General features: G+C 59.0%; 7 protein-coding genes. All 7 read left to right on the top strand.

All coding sequences use genetic code 11. The features are described from left to right. Positions 1 to 158 precede the first annotated feature (158 nt). The 7 genes from ABLV75_RS15295 to hisS all read left to right on the top strand — a co-directional run bounded on the left by ABLV75_RS15295 (position 159) and on the right by hisS (position 13,330). Positions 159 to 5,105, top strand: coding sequence for an alpha-2-macroglobulin (locus tag ABLV75_RS15295; RefSeq protein ID WP_348855016.1), 4,947 nt, complete (start codon positions 159 to 161; stop codon positions 5,103 to 5,105). Next, positions 5,106 to 7,430, top strand: coding sequence for a peptidoglycan glycosyltransferase PbpC (gene pbpC / locus ABLV75_RS15290; RefSeq protein WP_348855015.1), 2,325 nt, complete (start codon positions 5,106 to 5,108; stop codon positions 7,428 to 7,430). Between the two features lie 170 nt (positions 7,431 to 7,600). After that, a complete protein-coding gene (gene ndk / locus ABLV75_RS15285; protein ID WP_004114414.1) occupies positions 7,601 to 8,032 on the top strand; it encodes a nucleoside-diphosphate kinase in 432 nt (143 codons plus the stop codon). Positions 8,033 to 8,385: 353 nt separating this feature from the next. Next, entirely contained in the window at positions 8,386 to 9,552 is a 1,167-nt protein-coding gene (locus tag ABLV75_RS15280) for a bifunctional tRNA (adenosine(37)-C2)-methyltransferase TrmG/ribosomal RNA large subunit methyltransferase RlmN (RefSeq protein WP_004104488.1), read from the top strand. Between the two features lie 274 nt (positions 9,553 to 9,826). Next, positions 9,827 to 10,816, top strand: a complete 990-nt coding sequence (rodZ, locus tag ABLV75_RS15275; protein WP_004114411.1) for a cytoskeleton protein RodZ — start codon at positions 9,827 to 9,829, stop codon at positions 10,814 to 10,816. 26 nt (positions 10,817 to 10,842) lie between these two features. Then, a complete protein-coding gene (ispG, locus tag ABLV75_RS15270) occupies positions 10,843 to 11,964 on the top strand; it encodes a flavodoxin-dependent (E)-4-hydroxy-3-methylbut-2-enyl-diphosphate synthase (protein WP_004104485.1) in 1,122 nt (373 codons plus the stop codon). Between the two features lie 91 nt (positions 11,965 to 12,055). Further along, positions 12,056 to 13,330 carry a histidine--tRNA ligase gene (gene hisS, locus ABLV75_RS15265; protein ID WP_004104483.1) on the top strand — a complete coding sequence of 425 codons (1,275 nt, stop codon included), beginning with the start codon at positions 12,056 to 12,058 and terminating at the stop codon, positions 13,328 to 13,330. Positions 13,331 to 13,332 lie beyond the last annotated feature (2 nt).

The raw sequence follows: 13,332 nt of genomic DNA, 5'->3' as shown, positions 1-13,332 counted from the left end.
CGCTAAATTAATTCACTCCAGCTATCCGTGGTTCGCAGGGTCGCCGCCCCGGTTATCTACCAATATTGCGGGCTGGCGGGCTATTGGTAATTCTGCCGTTAACGCATAATAATGTGTTCACTGAATGTATCTGGCCTGCGGGCCGAGGGGTTAGAAGGATGAAACCATTTCGTTTGGCGGCGCTGTCTCTGGCGCTACTTACCGCGCTATCGATAACCGGCTGCGACGACAGCGGCAAACCGCAGGCGGCCGCGCCGGCGGCATCCGCAGCGGCGGATAACGCGCCCGCGAAGCCGGACAGCGCCCAGCTGGCGGCGCTGGCTGAGAAAAGCAAAGGCAAAGCGTTAACGCTGCTGGATGCCTCTGAAGTTCAGCTCGACGGCGCGGCGACGCTGGTGCTGACTTTTTCTATTCCTCTACAGCCGGATCAGGATTTCTCCCGCAGCGTGCATCTGGTCGACAAAAAAAGCGGCAAAGTTGACGGGGCATGGGAGCTGGCGCCCAACCTTAAAGAGCTGCGTCTTCGCCATCTTGAGCCAAAACGCGAGCTGATCGTTTCGGTGGATCCCACCCTGGCGGCGCTGAATAAAGCGACTTTTGACAGCAGCTTTGAAAAAACCATTACTACCCGCGACATCGCCCCGAGCATCGGCTTTGCCAGCCGCGGCTCGCTGCTGCCGGGGAAAGTCGTGGCCGGACTGCCGGTGATGGCGCTGAATGTCGATAACATCGACGTCAATTTTTTCCGGATTAAACCTGAATCACTTTCGGCCTTCGTCAGCCAATGGGAATACCGTAATTCCTTGAGCAACTGGGAGTCGGACGAGCTGCTGAAGATGGCCGATCTGGTCTACACCGGCCGTTTTGACCTCAACCCCGCGCGCAATACGCGCGAAAAACTGCTGTTGCCGCTGGCGGATATCAAGCCACTGCAGGAGCCGGGCGTCTATATCGCGGTGATGAATCAGGCGGGCCGCTACAGCTATAGCAACGCTGCGACGCTGTTCACCCTCAGCGATATTGGCGTATCCGCGCACCGTTATCACCATCGGCTGGATGTCTTTACCCAGAGTCTGGAAAACGGCGCGGCGCAGTCCGGTATCGATGTGCAGCTGCTGAACGCCAAAGGGCAAACCCTGGCGCAGGCGAAGAGCGACGCTCAGGGGCACGTGAAGTTGCAAACGGATAAAGACGCGGCGCTGCTGCTGGCGCGTAAGGACGGGCAAACCACTCTGCTGGATCTTAAACTTCCGGCGCTGGATCTGGCTGAGTTTTCTATTGCCGGCGCGCCGGGCTTCAGCAAGCAGCTGTTTATGTTTGGTCCGCGCGATCTCTACCGCCCGGGCGAAACGGTGATCCTCAACGCGTTACTGCGCGATAGCGACGGCAGGCCGCTTCCCGAACAGCCGGTAAAGCTGGAAGTGGTGCAGCCTGATGGCCAGGTAATCCGCTCGACGGTCAGCAAACCGATCAATGGCCTGTATCAATTTACTTATCCGCTCGATAGCGGCGCGGCGACCGGGATGTGGCACATTCGCGCTAGTACCGGCGATAACCAGCCGCGCGAGTGGGATTTTCACGTTGAAGATTTTATGCCTGAGCGCATGGCGCTGAATCTCACGCCGCAAAATGCCCCCGTTTCGCCGGCTGCGGATGTCAGCTTTGCCGTAAGCGGGGCGTATTTGTACGGCGCGCCGGCCAGCGGCAACTCGCTGCAGGGTAAACTGTTCCTGCGTCCGCTGCGCGACGCGGTACCTGCGCTGCCGGGCTTCCAGTTTGGCGACATTGCCGAGGAGAATCTTTCCCGCAGCCTGGATGAAGTGCAGACCACCCTGGATGACCAGGGACATGCGGAAGTCACCGCCGCCAGCCAGTGGCAGGAGAGCCGCTCGCCGCTGCAGGTGATCCTGCAGGCCAGCCTGCTGGAGTCCGGCGGCAGACCGGTTACGCGCACCGTCAGGCAGCCGATCTGGCCGGCCGAAACGCTGCCTGGCATCCGTCCGGAATTCGCCCTGAAAGAGGTTTATGACTATCGCACCGACAGCACGATCAAGCAGCCGGTAGTGGATGAAAACAGCAACGCCGCATTTGAAATTGTCTACGCCGATGCCAAAGGCGAAAAGAAAGCGGTCTCCGGGCTGCAGGTGCGATTAATTCGCGAACGTCGCGACTACTACTGGAACTGGTCCGAGAGCGAAGGCTGGCAGTCACAGTTCGATCAAAAAGATCTTCAGGAAGGTGAGGAATCGCTCGATCTCTCTGCCGGGCAAACGGCGAAAGTCAGTTTCCCGGTCGAGTGGGGCGCCTATCGCCTGGAAGTCAAAGGGCCGGATGATGTCGTCAGCAGCGTACGCTTCTGGGCAGGGTACAGCTGGCAGGATAACAGCGAAGGCCAGGGGGCGGCGCGTCCGGACCGCGTTACCATGAAGCTGGATAAACCGGCCTATAAACCCGGCGATACGATCAAGCTGCATATTGCCGCTCCGGCTGCCGGTAAAGGCTACGCGCTGGTGGAATCAAGCGAAGGGCCGCTGTGGTGGCAGGAGATTGACGTCCCGGCGGAAGGGATGGAGTTATCTATCCCGGTGGATAAAGCCTGGAATCGTCACGACCTGTACCTCAGCACCCTGGTGATTCGCCCGGGGGATAAATCCCAGTCCGCAACGCCAAAACGGGCCGTGGGGCTGCTGCACCTGCCGTTTGGCGATGATAACCGTCGCCTGAATCTGGCGCTGGAAGCACCGGATAAAATGCGTCCTGACCAGCCGTTGAAAGTGAAGATTAAGGCCAGCCTCAAAGAAGGCGAGACGCCGAAACAGGTAAACGTTCTGCTCTCTGCCGTCGATAGCGGCGTACTCAATATTACCGACTACGCCACGCCGGATCCCTGGAACGCGTTCTTTGGCCAGAAACGCTACGGCGCCGATATTTACGATATCTATGGTCAGGTCATTGAAGGACAGGGGAGGCTCGCCAGCCTGCGCTTTGGCGGCGACGGCGATGAACTGAAACGCGGCGGTAAGCCGCCGGTTAATCACGTGACGATTATCGCCCAGCAGGCGCAGCCGGTTATGCTGGATGAGAAAGGCGAAGGGACGGTGACCCTGCCAATCGGCGACTTTAACGGCGAACTGCGGATCATGGCGCAGGCGTGGACGGCTGATGATTTCGGCAGCAGCGAAGAAAAAACGATCGTGGCGGCGCCGGTGATTGCGGAGCTGAATATGCCGCGCTTCCTCGCCAGCGGAGATACCACTCGCCTGGCGCTGGATCTCAGCAACCTGACCGATAAGCCGCAGACTCTCAACGTTGCGCTGGCAGCCAGCGGTCTGCTGCAGCTTGCAGGGGGAGAAATACCGCTGGTGCATCTGGCGCCCGGCGCGCGCAGCACCCTGTTTGTGCCCGTTCGCGCCCTACAAGGCTTTGGCGATGGTGAGGTAAATGCCACTATCAGCGGCCTGAACCTGCCGGGTGAAACTTTCACGCCAATGCAGAAGCAGTGGCAGCTGGGCGTGCGTCCCGCCTTCCCGGCGCAAACCGTGAATTCCGGCGCTGTCCTCCAGCCGGGGGAAAGCTGGCAGGCTCCGGCGGCGCAAAGCGAGGGTTTCTCGCCGGCCACGCTGCAGGGGCAACTGGTGTTTAGCGGCAAGCCGCCGCTGAACCTGGCGCGCTATATTCGCGACCTGAAGGCCTATCCTTACGGCTGCCTGGAGCAGACCACCAGCGGGCTATTCCCGTCGCTCTATACCAACGCCGCCCAGCTTAAAGCCCTGGGGATCGGCGGCGATAGCGATGAAAAACGACGCGCGGCGGTGGATATCGGCATTTCTCGCCTGCTGCAGATGCAGCGCGATGACGGCGGTTTCGCCCTGTGGGACAGAGAGGGGGCGGAAGAGTACTGGCTAACCGCCTACACGATGGACTTCCTCGTCCGGGCGGGCGAGCAGGGCTATAGCGTACCAACCAATGCCGTCAATAACGGCAACCAGCGCCTGCTGCGTTATTTACAGGAGCCGGGGCTGATCGCCGTCCGCTACAGCGATGATGCCCAGGCCAGCCGTTTTGCTGCTCAGGCCTACGCCGCGCTGGTGCTGGCACGGCAGCAGAAAGCGCCGCTCGGCGCGCTGCGCGAAATCTGGAGCCGTCACGACCAGGCGCGTTCCGGTCTGCCGCTACTGCAGCTGGGCGTGGCCCTGAAATTGATGGGCGATGCGCCGCGCGGCGACGAAGCCCTGAAGCTGGCGCTGAGCACGCCGCGGCAGGAGGCGAACCGCTGGCTCGGCGATTACGGCAGCGAGCTGCGCGACGATGCGCTGAAGCTGGCGCTGCTGGAGGAGAACAAACTGCTGCCGGAAGCGCAAAATACGCTGCTCAGCAATCTGGCGGAAGAAGCCTACGGCCAGCGCTGGCTCTCGACGCAGGAGAGTAATGCCCTGTTCCTGGCCGGACGTACGTTGCAGGATCTTCCCGGCAGCTGGCAGGCGCAAACCTCCGTGCAGGCCGAACCGCTCTCCGGCGAGAAAGCGCAAACCCGTAACCTGACCGGCGATCAGCTGGCGGCCTTGCAGGTGACCAATACCGGTCAGCAGCCGCTGTGGCTCCGTCTCGACAGCAGCGGCTATCCGCAGAACGCGCCGCAGCCGGGGGGCAACGTGCTGGGCATTGAACGGCACGTTTTCGATACCCAGGGTCAGCAGAAATTGCTCTCTTCGCTGCGCAGCGGCGAACTGGTTTTAGTGAAGCTGGAGGTGACGGCTAAGCGTAACGTCCCGGACGCGCTGGTGGTGGATTTACTCCCGGCGGGGCTGGAGCTGGAAAACCAGAATCTGGCCAACAGCAGCGCCAGTCTGCAGGAGAACGGCGAGGTGGTGCAAAATCTGCTTAACCAGATGCAGCAGGCCGATATCCAGCATATTGAGTTTCGCGACGATCGCTTTGTGGCCGCGGTAGCTATCAATGAAGGCCAGCCGGTGACGCTGGTTTATCTGGCGCGCGCGGTGACGCCGGGCACCTATCAGGTACCGCAGCCGCAGGTTGAGTCGATGTACGTGCCGCAGTGGCGGGCAACTGGCGCAGCCAGCGGACCGCTAATCGTTGCGCCATAAATGCGGGTGCTGAGGCGTATCAAACGCCGCTGGCGCTGGCTGGCGGCGTTTATTTTTTTGCTGTGGCTATTGCTGCTGGCGGCAGACCGGCTGTGGCCGCTGCCGCTGCGTGAGGTTACCCCTGCCAGAGTAGTGGTGGCGGAAGACGGGACGCCGCTGTGGCGCTTTGCCGATGCGCAGGGCGTCTGGCGCTATCCGGTAACGCTGGCTGACGTTTCGCCGCGCTATTTGCAGGCGCTGATCCACTATGAAGATCGCTGGTTCTGGGAGCATCCCGGCGTTAACCCGTTGGCGATCGCTCGCGCCGCCTGGCAGGATCTCACTTCCGGGAGAGTGATCTCCGGAGGGAGCACCCTGACCATGCAGGTGGCGCGCCTGCTCGATCCTCATCCCCGCACCTTCGGCGGCAAGCTGCGTCAGCTATGGCGGGCGCTGCAGCTGGAGTGGCATCTGTCAAAAAGCGAGATCCTCACGCTCTATCTCAATCGGGCGCCGTTCGGCGGCACGCTGCAGGGGATTGGTGCGGCCAGCTGGGCTTATCTCGGTAAACCGCCCGCACAGCTAAGCTACGGCGAAGCGGCGCTGCTGGCCGTTCTGCCGCAGGCGCCAAGCAGGCTGCGCCCGGACCGCTGGCCGGAACGAGCGCAGGCGGCGCGCGATAAAGTGCTGCGGAGAATGGAAAATCAGGGCGTGTGGCCGCCGCAGCCGGTGCGAGAAGCTATCGAAGAGCCCGTCTGGCTGTTTCCGCGGCAGATGCCGCAGCTGGCGCCGCTTTTCTCCCGCCGCGCGCTGGCGAGCAGCCGGTCTGAGAAGGTAGTAACGACGCTGGATGCCGGGCTGCAGCGGCAGCTGGAAGATCTGGCGCTGAACTGGAAATCGCGCCTGCCGCCGCGCAGCTCTTTAGCGATGGTGGTGGTCGACCATACCAATATGAAGGTGCGCGGCTGGGTAGGATCGGCGGATATCAGTGATGATAGCCGCTTTGGCCACATTGATATGGTATCGGCGATCCGCTCCCCGGGTTCGGTACTGAAACCGTTTGTCTACGGCATGGCGCTGGATGAGGGACTGATCCATCCGGCTTCGCTATTACAGGACGTCCCGCGCCGGTTTAGCGACTACCGGCCGGGCAACTTTGACAGCGGTTTTCACGGGCCGGTAAGCGCCAGCGAAGCGCTGGTTCGCTCGTTGAACCTTCCGGCTGTGCAGGTGCTGGAGGCCTACGGGCCGAAGCGTTTTGCCGCCAGGCTGCGCAATGCCGGATTGCCGCTGATGCTGCCCGCCGGCGCGGAGCCGAATCTATCGCTGATCCTCGGCGGCGCCGGCGCGCGTCTGGCGGATATCGTGGCGGCGTACAGCGCGTTCGCCCGTCACGGTAAGGCGGGGCAACTGCGCATCGCTCCTGATTCACCGCTGGTTGAACGACCGCTGCTGTCGCCGGGGGCCGCCTGGATTGTGCGGCGCATTCTGGCCGGCGAAGCGCAGCCGGTTCCCGATGCATCGCTGGTACAGGTGGTGCCGCTGGCGTGGAAAACCGGAACCAGCTACGGCTATCGCGATGCCTGGGCAATCGGCGTGAACGCCCGCTATCTGATAGGTATCTGGACCGGAAGACCTGACGGCACGCCGGTTGTCGGACAGTTTGGTTTCGCCAGCGCGGTGCCGCTGCTGAATCAGGTCAATAATATGCTGCTGGCGCGGCCGGCAATGAGCCGCGGCGGATTGCCGAGCGACCCGCGTCCCTCATCGGTCAGCGCCGGAACGGTTTGCTGGCCCGGCGGGCAGTATTTACCTGCGGGGGATGCGAACTGTCGCCGACGGCTGGCCACCTGGCTACTTGATGAGAGTCAGCCGCCGACCTTGCTGCTCCCTGGACAGGAAGGTATGCGTGGGATCCGCTTTCCGGTCTGGCTGAACGAAAAAGGACAGCGGGTGGCGGCAGATTGCCCCGGCGCGGTAGAGAAAAGTTTCGACGTCTGGCCGCTGCCGCTCGAACCCTGGCTACCCGCAGGCGAACGACGTCGGGTCAGGCTGCCTGCAGTTTCGGCGGCGTGTCCGCCGGTCCAAAGCGCTGATGCCGCACCGTTGGTGCTCTCGGGCATACGCGAGGGCGCAGTCGTTAAACGACTGCCCGGCGAGCAGAGGGTGATGCTGTCGCTGCAAACGACCGGAGGGGAAGGGCGGCGCTGGTGGTTTCTGAACGGCGAGCCGCTGCTGGCGGAAGGGGGCAGTGCGACGCTTGGCATCGATCGCCCTGACCGTTATCAACTGGTGGTGATGGATGAGGCGGGGCAAATTGTTGCCGCGAACTTCACGGTGCAATAAACAGAACTTGCCTTAATGGGCTGGATTTGTTGTTTAAGGTCGCTTTTTTTTAAAAAAATGTTACCTAAACAGATAGGCAATCGCCTTAGATGATGATTATAATTCGCGCCGTATTTATCGGTCTCATCTGCTCATCTGCAAAACAGAACAACATATATAAAGAGGTTATCATGGCTATTGAACGTACTTTTTCCATCATCAAACCAAACGCGGTGGCAAAAAACGTTATTGGCGGCATCTTTTCTCGCTTTGAAGCTGCAGGGTTCAAAATCGTTGGCACTAAAATGCTGCATCTGACCGTTGAGCAGGCTCGCGGCTTCTATGCTGAGCACGAAGGTCGCCCGTTCTTTGACGGTCTGGTTGAGTTCATGACTTCCGGTCCGATCGTTGTTTCCGTGCTGGAAGGCGAAAATGCGGTTCAGCGTCATCGTGACCTGCTGGGCGCAACCAACCCGGCGAACGCGCTGGCGGGTACGCTGCGCGCAGACTACGCTGACAGCTTCACCGAGAACGGCACCCACGGTTCCGATTCCGTTGAATCCGCTGCGCGCGAAATCGCGTTTTTCTTTGCTGAAGGCGAGGTTTGCCCGCGCACCCGCTAATCTCCCGCGTCTTTCACGCCACCGCTTTGTTGGCTTCATTCGCGCACCCCGGTCACATCGTTATCTATGCTCCCGGGGATTTGCGAACTCGCCGCCTCGCCGTGACGTAAAATACTTTGGAGATACCATCCTCGTCGCCTTTTCGACCGTCGCGGTGTTGGCTGCGCGCGTTCACCCCGGTCACGAGGAGCTGCCTGGCAGTTACAGATTTTTTCATCATTGCTGCGTACAGACGTAGTATTGATGGGCCAGAATTTGTAGAATACAGCGCCCCGGCTGAGCAGTCGCTCCCGGGGCGTTTCTTTTTAACCCTCCAGGGGCCATAACGTGTAATAACGAGGCCGGAATCAATTATGTCTGAACAAATAGTCACACCTGATAGCGCCGCACTGACGGTGCCGAACAAAGATGCCAAAATCAACCTGCTGGATCTGAATCGTCAGCAGATGCGCGAGTTTTTCAAAAACATGGGCGAAAAGCCTTTCCGCGCCGATCAGGTGATGAAATGGATGTATCACTACTGCTGCGATAACTTTGACGAGATGACCGACATCAACAAAGTTCTGCGCGGCAAATTAAAGGAAGTCGCGGAAATCCGCGCCCCGGAAGTCGTGGAAGAACAGCGCTCCAGCGACGGCACCATCAAATGGGCGATTGCCGTTGGCGATCAGCGCGTCGAAACCGTGTATATCCCGGAAGACGATCGCGCCACCCTGTGCGTTTCTTCTCAGGTGGGCTGTGCGCTGGAGTGTAAATTCTGCTCCACGGCGCAGCAGGGCTTTAACCGCAATCTGCGGGTTTCGGAAATTATCGGCCAGGTCTGGCGCGCGGCGAAAATCGTCGGTGCGGTGAAGACCACCGGCGTGCGTCCGATTACCAACGTGGTAATGATGGGCATGGGCGAGCCGCTGCTGAACCTGACCAACGTGGTTCCGGCTATGGAAATCATGCTCGACGACTTCGGCTTTGGGCTCTCAAAACGTCGCGTCACGCTCTCCACTTCCGGCGTGGTGCCTGCGCTTGATAAGCTTGGCGATATGATTGACGTCGCGCTGGCTATCTCTCTGCACGCGCCGAACGATACCATTCGTGACGAAATCGTGCCGATCAACAAGAAATATAATATCGAGACCTTCCTGAACTCGGTACGTGGTTATATTTCGAAGTCCAATGCCAACCAGGGCCGCGTGACGATCGAATACGTCATGCTGGATCACGTCAACGACGGTACCGAGCATGCCCACGAGCTGGCGGCGCTGTTAAAAGATACGCCGTGCAAGATCAACCTCATCCCGTGGAACCCCTTCCCGGGAGCGCCGTATGGCCGCAGCTCCAACAGTCGCATCGACCGTTTCTCCAAGGTATTGATGGAGTATGGTTTCACCACTATCGTGCGTAAAACTCGCGGTGACGATATCGACGCAGCCTGCGGCCAGCTGGCCGGCGACGTTATCGACCGAACCAAACGTACGCTGCGTAAACGTATGCAGGGCGAAGCGATCGACGTGAAGGCAGTCTGATAAATGATGCAGCGCACAGCCTGGGCGGTGCGCTGCATATTTATGTTGTATAGCCGGGCGAAATACGCTGTTCTGGTTAATAATTACGGTGCGTTTTTGTCGACTTTGAGGCAGTATGTAGCGGTACAACAACCGCTTAGCATTCAATATTGATAAGTCTCTGTGATAGTACGTCATACGGACTTATACTGTTTGTCTGACGTTGAGCAGATGTCTCGCGGCGCGGGGTCACCGGCGCTGAATTTTAAATTTCACGTACCAGTAGTTGTAGCGAATGAATACTGAAGCCACTCAAGACCATCAAGAAGCAAACACTACGGGCGCGCGTTTGCGTAACGCCCGCGAACAACTCGGGCTCAGCCAGCAAGCGGTGGCTGAGCGCTTATGCCTGAAGGTTTCCACGGTTCGTGATATTGAAGACGATAAGGCACCCGCCGATCTGGCTTCAACCTTCCTGCGCGGCTATATCCGCTCTTATGCCCGCCTCGTGCACATCCCTGAAGAAGAACTGCTGCCGATGATGGCGAAGCAGGCTCCCATTCGTGCGGCAAAAGTGGCGCCAATGCAGAGCTTCTCGCTGGGTAAACGTCGCAAAAAACGCGACGGCTGGCTAATGAGTTTTACCTGGCTGGTGCTGTTCGTGGTGATTGGCCTCAGCGGCGCGTGGTGGTGGCAGGACCACAAAGCGCAGCAGGACGAGATCTCCACCATGGCCGATCAGTCCTCCGCCGAGCTGAACGCTGGCGATAACAACAGCCAAAGCATTCCTCTGGACAATGGTTCGGCGAATTCTTCCGCCGATACCGCTGCTAACAGCGCGCCGGCAGAGACCTCTTCTGCGCCAGCAACCTCGGCTCCGGCTGCGACTGCGGCCCCGGTCGATAACAACGCCGTTGTTGCGCCTTCTCAGGCGAACGTTGACACGGCGGCTACCCCAGCGCCCGCCAGTCCAACTTCGCCGCTACCGACCGACCAGGCAAACGTGACCGCTGCGCCAGCCTCGGCTCAGGATCTGGTGCTAAATTTTACCGCCGACTGCTGGCTGGAAGTGAGCGATGCGACGGGTAAAAAGCTGTTCAGCGGGTTGCAGCGTAAAGGCGGTAATCTCAATCTGAGCGGCCAGGCACCTTATAAACTGAAAATCGGTGCACCGGCGGCGGTACAGATACAGTATCTGGGTAAACCAGTCGATTTGAGTCGTTTTATCAGAACTAACCAGGTTGCACGTCTGACCCTTAATGCCGAACAATCACCGGCGCAGTAACAGACGGGTAACGCGGGAGATTTTTCATGCATAACCAGGCTCCGATTCAACGTAGAAAATCAAAGCGAATTTACGTTGGGAATGTGCCGATTGGCGATGGCGCCCCCATCGCCGTACAGTCGATGACAAACACGCGCACCACCGATGTGGCGGCGACGGTAAATCAAATTAAAGCCCTTGAGCGCGTTGGCGCGGATATCGTTCGTGTTTCGGTGCCAACGATGGACGCGGCAGAAGCCTTTAAGCTTATCAAACAGCAGGTGAGCGTACCGCTGGTTGCCGATATCCACTTCGATTACCGCATTGCGCTGAAGGTAGCGGAATACGGCGTTGATTGTCTGCGTATCAACCCGGGCAATATCGGTAACGAAGAGCGTATCCGCATGGTGGTGGACTGCGCTCGCGATAAAAATATTCCCATCCGTATCGGGGTAAACGCCGGTTCTCTGGAAAAAGATCTCCAGGAGAAATACGGTGAACCGACTCCGCAGGCGCTGCTGGAATCGGCAATGCGCCATGTCGATCATCTCGATCGTCTCAATTTCGATCAGTTTAAAGTCAGCGTAAAAGCTTCCGATGTGTTCCTCGCGGTCGAATCCTATCGTCTGCTGGCGAAACAGATCGACCAGCCTCTGCATCTAGGGATTACCGAAGCGGGCGGTGCGCGCAGCGGCGCGGTGAAGTCCGCGATCGGCCTCGGACTGCTGCTGTCTGAAGGGATCGGCGATACCTTGCGCGTTTCTCTGGCGGCGGATCCGGTTGAAGAGATCAAAGTTGGCTTCGATATTCTCAAGTCGCTGCGCATTCGCTCTCGCGGGATCAACTTCATTGCCTGCCCGACATGTTCACGTCAGGAGTTTGACGTTATCGGTACCGTTAACGCCCTGGAGCAGCGCCTGGAAGACATCATTACGCCGATGGACATTTCGATCATTGGCTGCGTGGTGAATGGCCCAGGCGAGGCGCTGGTGTCGACGCTCGGCGTGACCGGCGGCAACAAGAAAAGCGGCCTGTACGAAGACGGCGTCCGTAAAGACCGACTGGATAACGACGATATGATCGATCAGCTGGAAGCGCGTATTCGCGCTAAAGCATCGATGCTGGATGAGGCGCGTCGCATCGATATTCAGCAGGTTGAAGCGAAATAACGTGTTGGGAAGCGATACGCTTCCCGTGTATGATTGAACCTGCGGGCGCGAGGCGCCGGGGTTCATTTTTGTATATATAAAGAGAATAAACGTGGCAAAGAACATTCAAGCCATTCGCGGCATGAACGATTATCTGCCGGGCGAAACCGCTCTCTGGCAGCGCATTGAAGGCTCACTGAAGCAGGTGCTTGGTAGCTACGGTTACAGCGAAATCCGTATGCCGATTGTAGAGCAGACCCCGTTATTCAAACGCGCTATCGGCGAAGTGACCGACGTGGTTGAAAAAGAGATGTATACCTTTGAGGACCGTAACGGCGATAGCCTGACCCTGCGTCCGGAAGGTACGGCGGGTTGCGTACGCGCCGGCATCGAACATGGTCTCCTGTACAATCAAGAACAGCGCCTGTGGTATATCGGGCCAATGTTCCGCCACGAGCGTCCGCAAAAAGGCCGCTATCGTCAGTTCCACCAGATTGGTGCGGAAGCGTTCGGTCTGCAGGGGCCGGATATCGATGCCGAGCTGATCATGCTGACCGCCCGCTGGTGGCGTGAACTGGGGATCTCCAGCCACGTTGCCCTTGAGCTGAATTCTATCGGTTCACTGGAAGCTCGCGCCAGCTATCGCGACGCGCTGGTGGCTTATCTTGAGCAGTATAAGGATAAGCTCGATGAAGATTGCAAACGCCGCATGTACACCAACCCGCTGCGCGTGCTGGATTCTAAAAACCCGGAAGTTCAGGCGCTGCTGAACGATGCGCCGACGCTGGGTGATTATCTTGACGAAGAGTCCAAAGCGCACTTCGCCGGGCTTTGCGCGCTGCTGGACGATGCCGGTATTCGCTATACCGTGAATCAGCGTCTGGTGCGCGGTCTCGACTATTACAACCGCACCGTGTTTGAGTGGGTTACCACCAGCCTCGGCTCACAGGGAACCGTCTGTGCCGGTGGGCGTTATGACGGTCTGGTTGAGCAGCTTGGCGGTCGCGCAACGCCTGGCGTCGGCTTTGCGATGGGGCTGGAACGTCTTGTTTTACTGGTTCAGGCAGTGAATCCGGAATTTAAAGCCGATCCTGTTGTCGATATATACCTGGTAGCCTCCGGAACTGACACCCAGTCCGCAGCAATGCGTCTGGCTGAACAGGTACGCGATGCGTTACCCGGCGTTAAGCTGATGACCAACCACGGCGGCGGCAACTTTAAGAAGCAGTTTGCTCGCGCTGATAAATGGGGCGCTCGCGTTGCGCTGGTGCTGGGCGAAGCAGAAATCGCTGACGGAAACGTGGTAGTGAAAGATTTACGCTCAGGTGAGCAAACTACCGTAACGCAGGATAGCGTTGCCGCGCATTTGCGCACACTTCTGGGTTAATT

Source organism: Klebsiella sp. CN_Kp066, assembly GCF_040065135.1.
Lineage (GTDB): Bacteria > Pseudomonadota > Gammaproteobacteria > Enterobacterales > Enterobacteriaceae > Klebsiella > Klebsiella oxytoca.
The sequence above is the reverse complement of the archived record's forward strand: the minus strand, read 5'-3'. Positions and strand labels throughout refer to the sequence as shown.